This is a genomic window from Fibrobacter sp. UWB1, from assembly GCF_002210325.1.
Lineage (GTDB): Bacteria > Fibrobacterota > Fibrobacteria > Fibrobacterales > Fibrobacteraceae > Fibrobacter.
This window is the reverse complement of record NZ_MWQL01000001.1, coordinates 50090-67293: the sequence shown is the minus strand read 5'-3', so window position 1 is coordinate 67293 and position 17204 is coordinate 50090. Positions and strand designations below refer to the sequence as shown.

The window sequence follows — 17204 nt, the reverse complement described above, 5'->3', positions numbered from 1 at the left end:
GTTCTAAGTTCTAAATTCTAAGTTCTACTTTCCCTTGTACATACTTTCGTAATACTTTTCGTAGTCGCCGCTGGTGATGTTGTCGAGCCATTCCTGGTTGTCGAGGTACCAGCGCACCGTCTTCTCGATGCCTTCCTCAAACTGCAGGGACGGTTCCCAGCCGAGTTCCTTCTGGAGCTTGGTGGAATCGATCGCGTAGCGGGCGTCGTGGCCCAGGCGGTCTGTGACGTAAGTGATGAGGTTCATGTCCTCGCCTTCCGCGCGGCCGAGCAGCTTATCGACGGTCTTGATGACGACCTTGATGATGTCGATGTTCTTCCATTCGTTGAAGCCACCGATATTGTAAGTTTCGGCAATCTTCCCGTTGTGGAAAATCACGTCAATAGCGCGGGCGTGGTCTTCTACGAAGAGCCAGTCGCGAACGTTTTCGCCCTTGCCGTAAACCGGAAGCGGTTTCTTGTGGCGGATGTTGTTGATGAAGAGCGGAATCAACTTTTCGGGGAACTGGTACGGACCGTAGTTATTGCTGCAGTTCGTGACAATCGTCGGCATGCCGTAGGTGTCGTGGAACGCGCGGACAAAGTGGTCGGAACCGGCCTTCGAAGCGGAATACGGGCTGTGCGGCGTGTACTTCGTGGTTTCGTAGAAGAAGTCATCGCCATAGGCCAGGTGGTGTTCCGAACTGGACGCCGTAGTCGTGAACGGAGGCGTAATGCCTTCGGGGTGGTTCATCTTGAGGGCGCCATAAACTTCGTCGGTCGAAATATGATAGAAGCGCTTGCCTTCGTACTTTTCGGGCAAGGATTCCCAGTAGAGCTTGGCAGCCTGGAGAAGTGCGAGAGTCCCCATCACGTTTGTCTTGGCAAAAGTGAACGGATCCTTGATGGAGCGGTCCACGTGGCTTTCTGCAGCCAAATGAATGATGCCGTCGACATGCTCGTCTTGCATGAGCTTGTAGAAAGCGTCAAAGTCGCAAATGTCCATCTTCACGAACTTGTAGTTCGGCTTGTCTTCGACGTCCTTGAGGTTTGCAAGGTTGCCAGCGTATGTCAGCTTGTCAAGATTGATAATCTTGTATTCCGGGTACTTGTTCACGAAAAGGCGCACTACGTGGCTTCCGATAAAGCCTGCGCCGCCGGTGATAACGATGGATCTTTTCATATTTTTCTCCAATTACGGGGACAATATAGTAATACTAGACTTTCCAATCGCAGAAATTCTTGAGCATGGCAAGGCCCACGTCTCCGCTCTTTTCCTGGTGGAACTGGGTTGCAATCAAGTTGTCCTTGCCCACCATTCCCTGGAAGGTTTGCGAACCGTAAGTCGTTTCGGCGAAAGCGTATTCGGCGCTCACCACCGGATGGTACGAATGCACGTAATAGAAATCGCTTCCGCTCTTGATACCCTTCATAATCGGGTGTTCACGCGTAAAGTCCACCTGGTTCCAGCCCATGTGCGGAATCTTGAGGCCCGGTTCGTCCTTGAATCGCACTGCCTTGCCGGGAATAAGGCCCAAAGTCTTGACGCCGCCGTCTTCTTCGCTTTCTTCGAGAATAATCTGACAGCCAATGCATATACCGAGTACCGGATTTCCGGCCTTGACGACAGCCTTGATGGCCTCCCCGATACCCGTGCGGGTCAGAGTTTCCATGGCAGAGGCCGCGGCACCCACGCCCGGGAAAATCAGGCGGGTCGCCTTCGCAATTTCATCGGCATCGCGGCTCGATTTTGCGTCGGCACCAATGTGCGCAAGCGCATTCATCACCGAAGTCAGGTTGCCGGCATTGTAATCTACTACGATAATCGGATTCGCGGACATAAAACCTCTTTTTCGCACGCAAAGATAGAAATTACCTGTCGCGGCGAATGGTCGGGACGCTCGCCAGCAGTTTTTTCGTGTATTCATGTTGTGGATCAGTGAGCACAGAATCGGTCGCACCGCGCTCGACCACGTGCCCAAAGTACATGACCAAGACCTCGTCGCTCAGAGCGCGGACAACCTGCATGTCGTGACTGATAAACACAATCGAAAGCCCGAATTCGCCCCGCAAGTCGTCGAGCAAATGCAGAATCTGCGCCTGCACCGATACATCCAGAGCGCTGGTGACTTCGTCGCACAAAAGAATCTTGGGCTTGACCATCAGGCTGCGGGCAATGCAGAGGCGCTGCCGCTGGCCCCCCGAGAATTCGTGGGGGAACTTTTGGAGAGCCTCTTTCGGTAACGACACGCGCTCCAAAAGTTCTCTTGCACGCGCCTCGGCGTCAAGTACCTTCACTCCGCGTGCAACCAGCGGCGCCGTCAGAATTTCAGACACCGTCTGGCGCGGATTCAGGCTGCTGAACGGGTCCTGGAAAATCATCTGTACCAAGTCCGAGACCCGTTTTCCGGAAGCAGTCCGGCCCTTTACCACTTTTTCGCCAAAAAGCTTGAATTCGCCACTGTCCATGGGAACAAGCCCCACCAGCGACTTCACCAGAGTCGACTTTCCGCAGCCCGACTCCCCCACAATCGAAAGAATTTGCCCGGCCTGCACCGAAAACGACACGTTTTCGACCGCCGTAAAGTACTTCTGGACCTTGCCGAGCACTCCGCCGCGAATCGGGAACTTTACTGTAAGCCCCGAAACTTCCATTGCAGGAACATCTGCCATCCTTACGCTCCGGTTTCAGTCTCGCCGTCGAGCCCCGAAAGGGCTTCTTGCACGTTCTTTTCGGTCGCGAGCAAAATCTGGCGGCATTTGCGCAACAAATCCGTCGCTTCCTGTACCGCTCCGGCCAATTCGTCGATTTCCATCTCGGAGTTGTCTATTCGCTCCAGGATATTCTCCAAACGCTCCATTGCGGTTTTATATTCAAAGTTTTCGGTACTCATGTTTACGAATATAGTTATCTTTAACAAGGTGAGTTTATTGAGTAAGAACAATCAGTGTCTTTTGGCCATCAGCCTTGCACTTGCGGCTGGAGCCCTTTTTTCTGCATGCCTGGATGTTCCTCACGCTCCAAACGACACCCAAAAAATTTCGAAAGTGAGCGTCTTCGCAAGGCAATTCGACGAAGCAATCGAAGAGCCCATCAAAATCAACTCCAACGAGCAAGCCGAACTGATTGCCGAAGTCACCCCCAGCAAGTACAAGAATAGAATCAAGTACTACTGGTACAACGGCGACGAAATCCTGGACAGCGGCGCGACCTACACCATCAGCACCACTTACATGGCATCCAGTTTCTTGTCGCGTAATTTCATTCCCGACCGGCTTCTCATTAAAGACAACGAGGGCAACGCGCTCGAAACCACCTTCTCCGTAAACGTCAACAACCCGCCGCAGATTCTAGCCGAAACGATTCCGGCCAATGGCGATACGCTTTACGGCAACAGCCACACACCGTTCCTGTTTTCTTGGCAATCCTTTGACCGCGACGGCAGTAAAGGGCTAGAAAACGTCCTGGAAATTGATGGCGTCCAATACAAGGTGGGAGAACTGCAACAAGTCATGCAGTCCGGTTTTAGCGAAGGCCGCCACACCTTCCGCATTCTGGTCACAGATTCCTTGGGCGACAAGGATTCTACCGACAAGCAGGAATTTTTCGTCTTTGGCACCCCGGAGGCAAAATGAAGCGTCTTGCCGCCATGGGTTTACTGATTCTCTCGTTTGTCGCCTGTACCGACTCTGACGACTACCTGTTCAACGGGCAGCCCGTTCAGGACATAAAAGTATCCGCAACCATTTCCAAGTCTTTCGACGTCGATGCCGTAAAGGCAAAATCCGACACGGTCCAGCCGGGCGACTCGCTCATCTTCTTGACGACGGTTTACCCATCTAAGTCCATTCGCAACAAGCAGTACTACTGGACCATCGACGGCAATTCCTTTGCAAGCGAATACAGTTTCAAGAAAAGCATCGAAACGCCCGGCGAACACAAGGTAGCCTTCGTCTTTGTCGACTTTTTCGGCGACACCTTGAGCGACACGCTTTCTATAACCGTCGCCTCGCCCCCGTCCATAGACACAGAGCATTTCATTCCGGCAAACAAGACCCAGAACATCGCCGCCGACACCGCAGTCAATTTCGCCTGGAACCTTTACGACCCGGATTCCCTTTGGGATATCTATTCGCATTTTATCTTGATGGACAACGAGAAGAACGTCCTTGTAGACACTATTCTGAATCAGGCTTACTTTACGTATCTCAAGGGACTTTCGCCCTTGCAGAAATACACCTGGACCGTGACCGCCTACAACGAATTCGACCAAAAATCCAACGAAGTCCTTTTGTCGTCGTTCTACACCAACGGGCTTAACGGCGAAAACGCAATTTCTGGGACAATCACCACAAGCACCGAGTTCGGGACCTTCGAATTCAAGGTTAGCCTTCTCGATCAAGCCCATGACACGATCAAGACCCTGACTACCTCCAAGCTGCACGACGTCGATTTTGCCATCAAACCCTTATCGGAGGGCGACTACCGCATCGTCGTCTCGGTCAACCAGAAAAGCGACTTTACGGCACAATCCATTCCGTTCCACTTGGGCGCAAACCAGGTTCTGGAACTCGACACCATTGTCCTGAACGACGATATTCCGCCGCGAATTTCAACCTTCAGGAACCGCGACACAATCAACATTATCGACACGCTGCGATTCTTCATCGAAGACCTCGGCGGCGACATTCCGACATCGAAAATCCACATCTTCTACGAAAACGACTACCTCTACGATTTCAAGCTTTCTAACGACACGCTCTATGTCCCGTTTACCAAGGAAGCCGCGATGCAGAGCTGGTCTTACAAGCCGATAACAGTCGTCGTCTTTGACGCCAGCTACAACAGGAGTAAAAGGACATTCTACCTCCGCCCCAATGCGACATTCCCGGAGGTATTCAGTGAATAAGCTCTTGAACATTTGGCTTTTGGCCGCAGTCTTTGCGTTGGTCGCTTGCGGAGACGAGCACCTCGTCGACAAGGATTCCAACGTCCTCAGGCAATTCGCCTTTGCCGGCCCCGACGGATACAACACGGAAATTGCCAACCGTTTCGCCCCCCTGGAAGATGTTTTCGTGGAGCAGGGGCAAACGCTCCGGTTCTACGCCGGCTATTCCATAGGCGGGCTCATTTACACCGACGAAACATTGCAACCCTATTACAACGGGATCCTCTGGAAAATCGGCGAAAGCACCTTCAACCTGAATTCCTTCCGTTACACCTTCAATGAGCCCGGAGTCATGGACGGTTCACTCGAAACCACCGACACCTACGGCGACACCTTGCGTTCCACCTTCAAGATTTACGTGAACACGCCCAACTCCATTTCCCTGGATTTCCCGTACAATGGCTACAACCAGGCCGAACCTACCGACGACCAGTCCTTACCGCTCCGCTGGACGGTTTCGGGAATCGACCCGTGGGAAACTTCCCGCTGCGAAGTTTACCTGTCTTATGATCCGGATTCCGTTTGGATTTCTCCACTCGGAGCCATCGACTGCTATTCCGAAGGGACCTTGATGGGTTCTCTCGTCGAAGATTTCGACTCCGTCGCCCAGAAAGCTATTGACCTGAACGACAGTTCCTTCACGCTGTATTGGGGCACCAAGATGCTGGTTACCAGCGTAAGCGGACGCCAGTACCGCGACTCCACCGAGATTTTCCATTTCTCGACAAAGATTCTGAACGAGACTTCGACCATCAAGATTCCGCTGGTTTACGACCGCTACCGCGACAATTCCATTTTGCAGACGGTCGCCTACTTGATCGCCAACAACGGCGACACGCTCGAAACACTCACGGGCGACCGGATTTCGAACACGCTGGTCGCCAAGGTCAAGCCGCAGCTTGGGCTCAAGGTTCTAGTGAAAGAAACTTACCGCAGGGAATACGCGAGCGAAAGCCTTATCGTAGACGTGCCCGCCTACACCGTACTCACGACTGACACCATTGTACTCAAGGACAACGTCGCGCCGCAAATTTCCTCTTACCACGACACCATCGGCGCCGCCGAAGATGTCGAATTCCTGCTTTTTGACGACGGCTCCGGCATCAACGAATCTAGGCTTTCGGTCATTGTGGATTTCGACACGATTCAGCCCACCTATTCCAATCCGGTGCTGTCGTTCCACACCCGCTGTTTCGGCAGGTGCAAAATTGAATTCCTGGGCGAAGACAACGCCCGCAACAAGGTCTCCGATGTCCACTGGTACATCGAGAACATGTCCAGCTACCGCGTGATTACGGGACCGTTCCCGAACAGGGAGTACTAAATGAACAAGATACTCATGATACTCCTCTGTTCCTTGATGGGCTACGCCTTTGCAGAATCCAAGGTCCTGCATGTTTCGACCATTCCGAGCAACGCCGACATTTACATCGACGAAGTGAGCCCCGACCATTCCAGGGAGCCGGCTTACGTGTCGCCGGCATTCATCGACGTAAACGATTCGCTCGCCTCCGACGTTCTGATATCCTTGTTCAACCCGGGATTTACGGACACCACGATTCGAGTGAGACTTTCTGCCAAGGACACCTCGTTCATTATCGTTTCGCAGCAGCCGATTCTCGACGAAGGATTTCTGCAAGCCCAGCAGTCCGACATATCCAAGCGCAAGCGCAGAGTGCTAGGCAAGGACCTCATGAAGCTTTCGCTCGTTCCCTTTGCCTTGGGCCTTTTGTCTGGAGCCATTACCTATTACGAAATCAGCAAGGCCGACGACAGCAAAAAGGCTATCAAGAACTCTTCTATCGAATCAGACCGCAACCAAGACGCCCGCGACGAATTCAGGAGTTACCAGCGCAAGGCAAGGACCGCGAAGGGCTTTACCTACGCCTCGTTTATCACAGGTGTCTCATTACTTTCTATTGGATTCATTTTTTCATTCTAGGGCTTTATGAAAAAGATTCTACTGACATTTGCACTCTTTTGGGTGAGCGTCATTTGGGCCGAAGAAGGAATCCCAAGCCACGTAGAACTCGTGACCGGCGCCAAGCAGGACGCCCAATTCCTGGGTGTCAAGAACGACACCGTGAGCCTCGGCGGAACCATCCAGGGCAAGTTCACTGTCATCCGCATTCACAAGGACCGCTTCAAGAGCATTGTCGACGACCAAGGCAACGACCTCTTGAATCAGCCCCAGGCCGCCCCCGCGGAGGCAAGCGCCCCAGATTCCGCCGCACAGGAGCCCGCCATCCAGGATTCCACCATTCAAGATACGGTCGCCCTGGATTCAACCCTTCAAGATTCCACGCAAGCAGATTCTCTCACTGTCGAGCATTCTATCGAGACTCCGGTCGAAGGCCAGCATATCTTTGTTTCGTTCGAACGCCGCAATTCCGAATCGGCACTTGCCGAACAACTGGAGAACTTGATCATCCGCTTGCTCAAGGAATCCGGAACGCCAGCCATCTTTGTCAACCGCCAGGAATTCGACTTCTGCAATGACGCTGTCTGCATCAAGGATTTCTTGAAAAAGCACGGAGCGGCGTCAGCCTATATCGGACGGATTACCTCGGCGAGAACCCCGGACTCGGTCATGGTCCAGATGTCGCATTTCCAGTTTAGCGATTCAGCCAAGACCGACTACGTCGCCCAAACAAGCTTGTCTGCAATCAAGTCCCTGAGCGATGCCCTTTCTAAAGACAAGCTCCGCGGATTCGTGCTCCAGCTCCAAGGCGAAAAGGTCCCTATTCAAAACGTCCCCGTGCAGCATGCGGCAAACAACAAGAGCTACCTGCATGTCGAAACCAACCCCGAAGGTGCAAACATCATGACTCGCGGGAACGACGACATTTGCAAGAGCCCCTGCACATTCATTATTGACGATTCCAGCAAAACCGAAGTCTACGCCTACTGGAGTGTAGACCGCCAGATGTGGGGCGCAAAGGCCGCCATCAAGCCGATTCCGGGCGACACCGCAAAGATTTCGCTGAAGCTCAAGCGCGTAAAACCCGAGCTTCTGATTCACACCATTCCCGAAGGCGCATCGATCTTTGGCGGCACAACACCTGTAACCAAGAAAACGAAACCTATCGGTTCTACGCCGAACAAGTACTCCATTTACGAACCCGGACTTTCGACCTTCCAGATCCGCAAAATCGGCTACCGCGATACCGTACTGACCGTGTTCACCCCGCCCACCGAACTGACCAATGTCGAAATCAACCTCACACCGATTTCTGACAAGCAGGAACTCGTGGCGCAGCAGGAATGGCAGCATGAACGCAAGAAGGACTTTATCGGACGCACGCTGATGGGTTCGTCCGTTGCCCCGATCCTTTTGGGCACGCTCTTTATTTACCTTGCAAACATCGATTACGAAGATGCTGACAAGATAAAGCAGGAACTGGACCGCCCCGCCGCCGGTGGCGAAAACTTCCAGGCCAGGGCCGCCGAGAACAGGGATTTGGTCGACAAGGGCGACAAGAAAATGACTGTCGGAGGCGCCTTGCTAGGTACCGGAATCGTCCTATTGGGCGTCGGATTCGTTTTAACCTTCTAAAAAGAGCGAAAAATCATTAAAAAAAGCTTAATATTTATTTTTTCTGTCACTCAATCCCAAAGTAAAAATTAAATTTAGACTGATGCGTAAACTGTTACTTGCACTGACTTTATTAGCTGCGGCTTCTCAGGCCGCCGATTTTGAAAGAATCAACTGGCGTCACCAGCTGTACCTGCAGGGTGAACCTGCATTCCTGAACTTCAAGGCCGACAAAAACAAGACCTTGCTCGACGATGGTATCGACACCAAGCTTCTCACGATTCCGGCCTCGGTCGGTTTCCTGTGGTCGCCGCTGATTACTCCGTTTTGGAAAGCGGACATTCCGTTCACCCTTTGGCTCGGTGCCGAAGTCAATTCCATTCAGCTTGGAACGATTGAAGACAGCCCGAAGTACACCTTCAAGGACGAAGAAACCGGTAAAGTAAACAAGAAGAGCCCGCACAACGACGAAGAACTCTGGTTCCTCGCTTACGCTCCGTCCGTGCTTGCCGGTTTCACCTTTAACCTGGGTGGCGACTTCGACCTGCGCGTGCTCGGCGGCTTCGGCTTCCAGTTCTTCTCTTTCTACGACGACTATGCCGGCAACACCAAGTCCCATACCGAAATGCTCAAGACGGGCTTTGTGTCCAGCGCCTTGGAATACCGCATTGGCGAACTCTTCCAGGATGTCGACTTCAAGATCGGCATCAATGTCCGCAAGGAATTCCTCCCGTACGAAAATGTCAAGGCTCGCGACAAGGACAACAACCCGAGCCCCTCGCCGTACTCCGACCTCAAGTTCGACAAGATCGAATACAAGTGGCCCGTTCGCGTAGGCTTGGAAATTTCACTTGACTTCGGTCGTGAAAGCCGCCGTGACCGCCGTATGCGCTACAACCTGCATGACCGCGACGACGTGCTGCGCAAGTACAGCGAAGTCAAGGACACGCTTAGCGATTGGGACTGCATGGCCATTGAACGCGACTACCGCTTCTACCTCGACGAAAACGGTGAACTCCCCGACATGAGCGAAGCCTACACCCGTACGCAGTTCGCCGACGTGCTTGAAAGCTTCCTCGCCTTCTGCCACCCGGCAGACCTCGCCACCAAGGAAAAACTCTACTCCACGCTCGACAGCGGCAAGGTGCAGATCAAGGAATACCAGGCCAAGCAAGAAGATTCTCGTTTCGACCAGGTCATGGCAAGCAACGATCCCGAAATGCTCGAAATGTTCTTGCTGTACTACCCCGACTCTCCGCGTAGAGCCGAAGTCGAAGCCAAGCTCCGCTCTCTCAGCGAATACGACAAGTTCCGCGCCATCCAGGCCCAGAACACCTTCAAGGCTTACCTCACGTACCTGAACGACAATCCGAACGGTGCATTCCGCGACGAAGCCGAAGCCGGAATCTTTGAACTGGTGAAGGCCGGCAACCGTCTCAAGGACTACGAAATCTACCTGAAGCGTTTCCCGAACGGCAAGTACGTCGAAGAAGCCAAGGCAGCATTGCAGCAGGCCAAGAACGGTGGCGCCGCTCCGGCAGCCGAAGAACAGTCTATCATTGAATACCAGACTGGCGAAAGCTACAGCGAACCGGAACAGCCGGCCGAAGAACCGGACGCCGAAGAAGCTGTCGAAGAAGAACAGCCTGCCGTTCAGCACAACAACAGCGCAGCCGCAAGCAAGAGAGCCGCCAAGATGGAAGCCAAGAAGAAGGCTAGACAGAAGCAGCTCGAAGCCAAGAAGGCCCGCGCCGCCAAGAAGAAAAAGAGATAATCTCTTTTAACTGATTTTTAAAAGTCCAGACAGCGTCTGGACTTTTTTGTTTATCGACATTCCCCTCCTATGTCACCCCGGCCCCTTTCCCAAATTCTATATTTGCCCCTATGAATAAAAAACTCCTAGCCCTCGCAATTATTACTTTGTTTGCAACTGTGGTATTTGCCGCCCCCGACGCAGCCGCCGATTCTGTCGCGCAGGCGGCCCCAGCCGCCAAGTCCGCCGGACTCTACACGCAAATTATCGATTGGTACAACGCACACCTGAATTACTGGTCCATCGCGCTCCTGATGGCCATCGAAAGTTCTTTCATTCCGTTCCCGTCGGAACTGGTAGTGCCGCCGGCCGCCTACAAGGCCCTGCAGCCCGAGTCCGGCCTGAACATAGCCCTGATCGTAGTTGCCGCAAGCATCGGCGCACTCGTGGGCGCCTACATCAACTATTTCTTGGCCAAGTTCCTGGGCCGTCCGATTATCTACAAGTTTGCCGACAGCCGCCTGGGGCATTTTTTGCTGCTCGACACGCAGAAACTTGAAAAGGCCGAGAACTATTTCCGCGAACACGGCGCCATCTCTACCTTCGTGGGCCGCCTGATTACCGTGATCCGTCAGCTGATTTCGATTCCGGCCGGCATTGCCAACATGAAGCTGTTGCCCTTTACGGTTTACACCTTCTTGGGAGCCACCATCTGGAACTGCGTCTTGGCAGGTCTTGGCTACCTCGCCCACGGCCAGAAGGATATTATTGAGAAGTACAACTCCGAGCTTGCAATCGCGCTCCTTGCCTTTGGCGCCCTGTTCATCGGCTACATGGTCTGGAATGCTATCAAGAAGAAGTAGGAAGTTGGAAGTAGGAAGTTGGAAGTAGGAAGTTGGAAGTTGGAAGTAGGAAGTTGGAAGCAGGAAGTTGGAAGCAGGAAGTTGGCTATGGGCTGAGACAGGATCTAACCGGAAAGAAAAAGAGGCGTCCTTTTAGGACGTCTCTTTTTTCGTAGGCATAAAACGTAGGCAACAAAAAAGCTCCCCGAAGGGAGCTTTCTATTATTCAGTTTCTGTCAATTAGTAGCCGACCTGGCAATTAGCAGCAACATCAAGCGTCACAGTCATTGCAGTCTTGTTAATTGTTTTTGCAATGGGAATCTGCAACGTTGCCGAGTAATCAGGCTTTGATGATTGAGTGCCAATGGTAATCGTGATGGGCTGGTTGGCACCATCACATCTGAAGGTACAAGTTCCCTCCGTACCATTGTGCCATGTAGCCGGGAGATCAAATTCTACACTTGACTCACCTGCCGGAAGAGCAATCTTGGTATCTGGTTTTTCAAACGTGAACTCAGAACCCTTCGTCGTCTTCACGGTTGTACAAGACACTTCAATTGCGGTATTGTCGGCATTGCCAACCACGAGCTTCGGAGTATAGCCATTCTGAGCAGCATCAAAAGTCTTGGTAAAGATTGCGCCACCTTCAACACCATCCCATGTATAGGAGATAATGTCAGATGCAGAGGTACAACCTTCCACAGTCCAAGATACATCCGGCTGCGTCAAGTAGTCAACCTTTGCTTCCGGAGAGGTACACTTACAACCCGTAATCGGGTCGCCGTTCACCTGGAGCTTAGAGCACTGAATCGTTTCAGAAGCGCCATCACCCATGGTCACGGTCAAAGAAGCACCTACAGCACCGGATGCGCTATATGTAATGTCGCCAGTCGTAGCACCAGTACCCGTAGCCGGAGTACCGCCCTCGAAAGTCCAGGCAAACTGGGCCTTGGCGAAATCAGCGGGCCTGTAAGTCGGATTGTTCGTGTTTGCAGTGAACTTCCACTTGACCTTACCACTCTTGCTGATAGGCGTAGAGGCCGGAGCGCAAGAACCGAGACCGGTTACCGGGACAATGATTTCTCCACCAGCAGAGGACGTCGGCTCAGGGTTATCGATAATCTGCATGGAAGAAGAAGACGGCTTGGTCACGATGTTGAAATCGCCACGAGAAGAGGACGACATCGTGGGGTTCGTGATTGGGCCCTGATTTTCTTCGGAGGAAGAGGATTCGGGAACATCTACCGGTTCCGTACCTTCGAGGTAACCCTGATACTGGGTGTAGCAACCCATGTCTTCTTTACAAGTGTTCTTGGCGTTGTCCCTCAGGTTCTGAAGTTCCGGGCTAGCGGCGCCAGTCGCCGGATCCAAGGGATACTGCATCGAAATAACATTATCCATTTCGGTCATTTCATTGATGGTGCCTTCACCACAGGCCCAGAAGCCTGCACTGACCGCAGTCACCATAGAAATACCTACGAATAGTTTCTTATTCATAATAAAACCTCTTTGTCGGAAAAATACATTTTTAAAAATCAAAACGCTATAGGCGTGCTAAATTTCGTGCAGAAAAGCACATATTTTTTGCATACATTCGCCATGACCACTTGACAAACGTAAAGTCATGTTTACAAAGATTGCTTCGTCGCCTACGGCTCCTCGCAATGACGATAATTTATTCTATTCTTCGTCCACCGAAATCCTGCGCTGGCCCGTAATAAACTGGTGTACGTAAGGATTACTGGTGTTCTTGATTTCGTCAACTGTGCCCACTTCGATAATACGACCATTATACAGCATGGCAATTCGGTCGGCCACCTTGAAAGCACTCACCATGTCGTGAGTCACCACCACCGAGGTCACGCCAAGCTTGCTCTGCATATCGAGAATCAAGTCGTTGATCACGTCGCTGGTAATGGGGTCCAAACCCGTAGTGGGTTCGTCGTACAAAAGGATTTCCGGGTTCAAGGCGATGGCGCGGGCAAGGGCCACACGCTTGCGCATACCGCCCGAAAGTTCAGACGGCATCTTGGTTCTAAATTCCGGCACCAAGTTGATCATCTTGAGCTTTTCGGTCACCACGTCCTGGATTTCGGCTTCGCTCATTTCAGGGTGATGTTCGCGCAAGGCAAACGCAATATTTTCGCCCGTGTCCATGGAGTCAAAAAGGGCGCCCATCTGGAACAGCATACCCATCTTGCGGCGAATCGTGTGCGTGTCGAAGAACTTGGGCGTACTGATAGTCACGCCGTCCACAGTCACTTCGCCACCATCGGGTTGCAAAAGCCCAATCATGTGTTTTAGAATCACGGACTTTCCGCCACCGGACTTTCCGATAATCACCATCGTCTCGCCACGGCGAATATCCAGGTTCACGTCGCAAAGAACGTCCTGCGGACCAAAGGACTTCTTTAATCCCTTAAGACGGATAGCGATATCGTTCGGGTCTATTTTTACGTTTGGCATAGTGACACCTTAGAAGAATAGGATAGCGTCCAAAACAAAGTCTGCAATCAAAATCATGAGGCAGCTTGAAACCACCACGCTCATGGTCGCAATTCCGACACCGCGGGCACCCGGCTTGGCATTAATGCCATGGTAGTAACCCAGCAAGAAAATCAAGGTTCCAAAGACAAAGGACTTGAGCGTACCCGACCACAAATCCATGGGGTCAAACAAGTACTGCATACCAGTCACGTAAGTATAGGTGGTAATGTCGAGGCCGAGCACGCAAACAATCCAGCCACCGATAATACCCAGCGCATTCGAAATAACGGTAAGGCAAGGCACCATGGTAAAGAAGGCCACAAAGCGCGGCATCGCCAAATAGCGGTACGGGTCAAGGCCCAGCACCGTGTAGGCGGCCAGTTCCTCTTTTTCTTTCATGGAGCCCAGTTCTGCAGCGACGGCAGAACCCACGCGGCCCGAAAGCACAATCGCCGTCAGCAGGGGGCCAAGCTCGATCAGGATCATTTTACAGGCAGCCGTACCCACGAACTTGTCGGCCACCAGGTTATGGAATTCGAATTCTGCCTGCACCGTGGCCACCATGCCCGTAAAAATAGACGTCACGAACAAAAGCGGAAGCGACGACACGCCAATCGAAATCATCTGCTTTACGATGAGCACCGGATTCTTGTGAATAAAACGCAACTGCTTGAGCGTGTTCAAAAAAATGCAGACCACTTCGCCAATAGCCGAAATACCGGTTACGATAACCTCGCCAATCCAGAGAAATGGAGCTATCAGAATCTGCATCTAGAACCCCTTAGTAACTTCCGAAATCCGTCGGGCCCATGTCGCTTGCGTCGTCGTAGGCATAGGCTTCGCCACCGCCTTCGCCTTCGGGGGCGGCATCGTAGAACGTGGTGTATTCCGGAATGAAGGTCATGGGAATATCCTTGACCGAACCGTTACGGTGCTTGGCCACAATCAGTTCTGCGGTATGCTTGTCTTCTTCGCGGTGGGTCTGCACGAACTTGCGTTCCACGAACCACACCATGTCGGCATCCTGTTCGATAGAACCCGATTCTCGAAGGTCAGAAAGCTGCGGGCGTTCGCGGCCCTTTTCTTCGACTTTACGGCTGAGCTGTGCGAGCGCGATAACCGGAATCTGCATTTCCTTTGCAAGAATCTTGAGGCCGCGGGAAATGGCACCGATAGCGACGGCACGGTTTTCTTCTTTACCCGTCTTCATGAGCTGCAGGTAGTCGATAATCAAAAGATCGAGCTTGCCTTTGCGTTTGAGCTGGCGGGCCTTGCTCATGAGTTCCATGATGCCGAGGTCAGCGTTATCGTCCACATAGAGCGGTGCCTTTTGAATCGGCGTCACGGCGGCAATCAGTTTCTTCTTTTCGTCGCTGTTGAGGTAGCCGTTACGGAGCTTGCTCTGGTCGATTTGTGCCTGCGAGCAAAGCAGACGCTGGGCCAGCTGCACGCCATCCATTTCGAGGCTGAAGAAGGCCACATTCTGCTGGAAGTTGATGGCCGCATTCGCCGCAATCGTCAAAGCGAAAGACGTCTTACCTACACCCGGGCGTGCCGCGAGAATAATCAAGTCGGACTTTTGCAGGCCGTTGGTGAGTTCGTCAAGTTCGGTAATGCCCGTGCGAATGCCCGTAATGCCGTCCTTGCGGTTGTTCAGGCGTTCCAAAAGAGGCGTCACAAAATTCTGGATCGGCTTCAAGGAATCGCGAATCTGGTCGTCGGCAATGGCGAAGATATCGCGTTCGGCATCTTGCAAGACCTCGTCGGGCACCGCCGCCGGGTCCATGGCATTCTTGATAACCGCAGACGAAGATTTGATCAGCTTGCGGAGCGTCGCCTTCTTGCGCAAGAGCTCGATATGCCAGCTGGCGTTGGCCGAAGAGGCCACCGATTCCATCAGTTCGAACAGGTATTCGCGACCGCCCACCAGCGTAAGCTTGTTCATGGTCTCGAGCTCGGCTGCAAGCGTCACCAAGTCAATCGGCGTCACGTTGCGGTTGAGCGTACACAGGGCAGTCCAAATCAACTGATGCTTTTCCAGGTAGAAAAAGCTTTCGTCCTTGATAATCATGATGGCTTCGCCCATCACGTCAGGATCGCGCAAAATACTTCCAAGCAGGCAACGTTCAGCATCCAGGTCCATCGGGACCTGGCGGCCTTCGTAAGAATTCTGTTGATTTTCAAAATCAGGCATCGTCGCCATCCATCATAATCTTAAGTTCTTTCAATTTACGCCACAGGGTCGCACGGCTAATGCCCAAGCGCTTGCAGACTTCGGTGCGATTGCCGCCACACACGCTCAGGGCGCGCAGAATATGCCTGCGTTCCATTTCTTCGAGCGACAAGAGTTCGCCATCGTCTTCGGTTTCGGCGGCAGGTTTCTTTTCCGGTTTCGCGCTGCTTTCAAACGAGATTCCCGGCAAGTCGATCGGTTCGGCTTCAATCACCTGGGAGTCGGCATTGTGGTCGCCCTTGATGTGCGGAATCGCCATCGTCTGTTCGCGGGCGCAGGCCTGCACCTCTTCGGGCAAGTCTTCCAGGCGAATCACCCCGCCTTCGGCAAGTACGGTCGCATGCTCGATAATGTTTTCGAGTTCGCGAATGTTGCCCGGGTACGAATACTTAGTCAGCGCATACAGGGCCGCCGGTTCAAGGTCCACAATGTCCTTGCCCTGGGCGTCCTTGTTCTTCAAGATGAAATACTTGATCAGGTTCGGGAGCGCGGGCTTGCGTTCGCGGAGCGGGGGCAAAAGCAAATGGAATGTATTCAGGCGGTAGTAAAGGTCTTCGCGGAAGCGGCCTTCTTGCATGGCCTCTTGCAGGTCGCGGTTCGTTGCAGCAAGCACGCGCACGTCCAGGTACTGCGGCTGGGTATCGCCCACACGCCTGATTTCGTGGCTCTGTAAAAAACGTAAAAGCTTGACCTGGGTCGCCGCCGAGAGTTCGCCGACTTCGTCCAGAAAGAGCGTTCCGCCGTTTGCGGATTCGAACAGGCCCTTCTTGTCGGCGGTAGACCCCGTGTACGCACCCTTCTTACTTCCGAAGAGTTCGCTTTCGACCAGGTTTTCGGGAATGGCGCCACAGTTTACCGCCACAAACGGTTCGCCCGCACGTTTGCTGTAGCGGTGAATCACGTTAGCGAGGAATTCCTTGCCCGAGCCGGATTCGCCGGTAATGAGCACGGTGCTGTTGGTGGGAGCGACCTTGTAGACGGTCTTTAGAATCTTGCGCATTTCGGGGGTATTCCCCAAAAGGCCGTCCAGCACCTGGGATTCCATGAGCTGGTTGTTGGACTTGTTCAGTTGCTGGGCACGAACTTTTTGAGCCGTCGATTCAAGTTGAGATATCGAAATCGGCTTTTTGAGGAAGGTGTTTGCGCCGCGGGTAATTGCAGAGGCGGCCCCCTGCCAGTTGCGGTCATCGCACAACACAAAGATTTCGATTCCAGGGTGGCGTTCCTTTAAAAAGCTCACCATGTCCATGTTGTCTTGCATTAAGAAAGGAACTTCGATAAACGCAAGGTCTATCGAATTCTTCTTGACGATGGGCATGAGGTCACTTTCGCGGGTGCAGGTGAACAAGGTTGTCCCCGCAACCGACCAAGAGTGCTGGATATCGCCGACAAATTTCTGATCCAAATCCGCGATCAGGATATTCATC

The 17204-nt window shown here is 52.7% G+C and carries 16 protein-coding genes; 7 read left to right on the top strand and 9 right to left on the bottom strand.

Annotated features, from left to right (window positions below):
- Positions 1–24 precede the first annotated feature (24 nt).
- Genes B7988_RS00260 through xseB form a run of 4 tightly spaced genes read right to left on the bottom strand, consistent with a single transcriptional unit; the run spans position 25 to position 2872 of the window.
- A complete protein-coding gene (locus B7988_RS00260) occupies positions 25–1161 on the bottom strand; it encodes a dTDP-glucose 4,6-dehydratase (RefSeq protein ID WP_088656413.1) in 1137 nt (378 codons plus the stop codon).
- Between the two features lie 34 nt (positions 1162–1195).
- Positions 1196–1819: an imidazole glycerol phosphate synthase subunit HisH gene (hisH, locus tag B7988_RS00255; RefSeq protein WP_088656412.1), complete on the bottom strand. Its 624-nt coding sequence runs from the start codon at positions 1817–1819 to the stop codon at positions 1196–1198.
- A 31-nt stretch (positions 1820–1850) separates the two neighbouring features.
- Positions 1851–2651, bottom strand: a complete 801-nt coding sequence (locus tag B7988_RS00250) for an ATP-binding cassette domain-containing protein (protein ID WP_088656411.1) — start codon at positions 2649–2651, stop codon at positions 1851–1853.
- A 2-nt stretch (positions 2652–2653) separates the two neighbouring features.
- Positions 2654–2872, bottom strand: a complete 219-nt coding sequence (xseB, locus tag B7988_RS00245; protein ID WP_073318946.1) for an exodeoxyribonuclease VII small subunit — start codon at positions 2870–2872, stop codon at positions 2654–2656.
- Between the two features lie 37 nt (positions 2873–2909).
- Here xseB and B7988_RS00240 point away from each other — a divergent pair, with 37 nt between their 5' ends.
- The 7 genes from B7988_RS00240 (at position 2910) to B7988_RS00210 (ending at position 11078) form a co-directional block, all read left to right on the top strand.
- On the top strand, positions 2910–3614 hold the full coding sequence (locus B7988_RS00240; RefSeq protein ID WP_141225502.1) for a hypothetical protein: 705 nt from the start codon (positions 2910–2912) through the stop codon (positions 3612–3614).
- Positions 3611–4888, top strand: coding sequence for a hypothetical protein (locus tag B7988_RS00235; protein ID WP_088656409.1), 1278 nt, complete (start codon positions 3611–3613; stop codon positions 4886–4888). The genes B7988_RS00240 and B7988_RS00235 overlap by 4 nt, the downstream gene beginning before the upstream one ends.
- Entirely contained in the window at positions 4881–6251 is a 1371-nt protein-coding gene (locus tag B7988_RS00230) for a hypothetical protein (protein ID WP_088656408.1), read from the top strand. Before B7988_RS00235 ends, B7988_RS00230 begins: the two co-directional genes overlap by 8 nt.
- Positions 6252–6869, top strand: coding sequence for a hypothetical protein (locus B7988_RS00225; protein ID WP_088656407.1), 618 nt, complete (start codon positions 6252–6254; stop codon positions 6867–6869). It begins immediately after the preceding gene.
- A 6-nt stretch (positions 6870–6875) separates the two neighbouring features.
- Positions 6876–8483, top strand: coding sequence for a hypothetical protein (locus B7988_RS00220; RefSeq protein WP_141225501.1), 1608 nt, complete (start codon positions 6876–6878; stop codon positions 8481–8483).
- A gap of 82 nt (positions 8484–8565) precedes the next feature.
- Positions 8566–10236, top strand: a complete 1671-nt coding sequence (locus tag B7988_RS00215; protein ID WP_088656405.1) for a hypothetical protein — start codon at positions 8566–8568, stop codon at positions 10234–10236.
- Between the two features lie 110 nt (positions 10237–10346).
- Entirely contained in the window at positions 10347–11078 is a 732-nt protein-coding gene (locus B7988_RS00210) for a DedA family protein (RefSeq protein WP_088656404.1), read from the top strand.
- Between the two features lie 219 nt (positions 11079–11297).
- Here the strand turns inward: B7988_RS00210 and B7988_RS00205 are convergent, their stop codons facing one another.
- From B7988_RS00205 to B7988_RS00185, 5 genes are all read right to left on the bottom strand, one after another.
- On the bottom strand, positions 11298–12554 hold the full coding sequence (locus B7988_RS00205; RefSeq protein ID WP_088656403.1) for a hypothetical protein: 1257 nt from the start codon (positions 12552–12554) through the stop codon (positions 11298–11300).
- Positions 12555–12737: 183 nt separating this feature from the next.
- Complete coding sequence (locus B7988_RS00200; RefSeq protein ID WP_088656402.1) at positions 12738–13523, bottom strand: ABC transporter ATP-binding protein; 786 nt, start codon at positions 13521–13523, stop codon at positions 12738–12740.
- Positions 13524–13532: 9 nt separating this feature from the next.
- Positions 13533–14315 (bottom strand): ABC transporter permease, encoded by a 783-nt coding sequence (locus B7988_RS00195; protein WP_088656401.1) that lies wholly within the window; start codon positions 14313–14315, stop codon positions 13533–13535.
- A 10-nt stretch (positions 14316–14325) separates the two neighbouring features.
- Complete coding sequence (dnaB, locus tag B7988_RS00190; RefSeq protein WP_073318949.1) at positions 14326–15738, bottom strand: replicative DNA helicase; 1413 nt, start codon at positions 15736–15738, stop codon at positions 14326–14328.
- Positions 15731–17203, bottom strand: coding sequence for a sigma-54 dependent transcriptional regulator (locus B7988_RS00185; RefSeq protein ID WP_088656400.1), 1473 nt, complete (start codon positions 17201–17203; stop codon positions 15731–15733). The genes dnaB and B7988_RS00185 overlap by 8 nt, the downstream gene beginning before the upstream one ends.
- Position 17204: the final 1 nt, after the last annotated feature.

What these genes read in the sequence shown, in the direction of transcription:
- B7988_RS00235 (WP_088656409.1), top strand. Translation starts at nt 3,611, where the DNA reads ATGAAGCGTCTTGCCGCCATGGGTTTACTGATTCTCTCGTTTGTCGCC.
- hisH (WP_088656412.1), bottom strand. Translation starts at nt 1,819, where the DNA reads ATGTCCGCGAATCCGATTATCGTAGTAGATTACAATGCCGGCAACCTG.
- xseB (WP_073318946.1), bottom strand. Translation starts at nt 2,872, where the DNA reads ATGAGTACCGAAAACTTTGAATATAAAACCGCAATGGAGCGTTTGGAG.
- dnaB (WP_073318949.1), bottom strand. Translation starts at nt 15,738, where the DNA reads ATGCCTGATTTTGAAAATCAACAGAATTCTTACGAAGGCCGCCAGGTC.
- B7988_RS00205 (WP_088656403.1), bottom strand. Translation starts at nt 12,554, where the DNA reads ATGAATAAGAAACTATTCGTAGGTATTTCTATGGTGACTGCGGTCAGT.
- B7988_RS00200 (WP_088656402.1), bottom strand. Translation starts at nt 13,523, where the DNA reads ATGCCAAACGTAAAAATAGACCCGAACGATATCGCTATCCGTCTTAAG.
- B7988_RS00185 (WP_088656400.1), bottom strand. Translation starts at nt 17,203, where the DNA reads ATGAATATCCTGATCGCGGATTTGGATCAGAAATTTGTCGGCGATATC.
- B7988_RS00210 (WP_088656404.1), top strand. Translation starts at nt 10,347, where the DNA reads ATGAATAAAAAACTCCTAGCCCTCGCAATTATTACTTTGTTTGCAACT.
- B7988_RS00220 (WP_141225501.1), top strand. Translation starts at nt 6,876, where the DNA reads ATGAAAAAGATTCTACTGACATTTGCACTCTTTTGGGTGAGCGTCATT.
- B7988_RS00215 (WP_088656405.1), top strand. Translation starts at nt 8,566, where the DNA reads ATGCGTAAACTGTTACTTGCACTGACTTTATTAGCTGCGGCTTCTCAG.
- B7988_RS00195 (WP_088656401.1), bottom strand. Translation starts at nt 14,315, where the DNA reads ATGCAGATTCTGATAGCTCCATTTCTCTGGATTGGCGAGGTTATCGTA.
- B7988_RS00250 (WP_088656411.1), bottom strand. Translation starts at nt 2,651, where the DNA reads ATGGCAGATGTTCCTGCAATGGAAGTTTCGGGGCTTACAGTAAAGTTC.
- B7988_RS00260 (WP_088656413.1), bottom strand. Translation starts at nt 1,161, where the DNA reads ATGAAAAGATCCATCGTTATCACCGGCGGCGCAGGCTTTATCGGAAGC.
- B7988_RS00225 (WP_088656407.1), top strand. Translation starts at nt 6,252, where the DNA reads ATGAACAAGATACTCATGATACTCCTCTGTTCCTTGATGGGCTACGCC.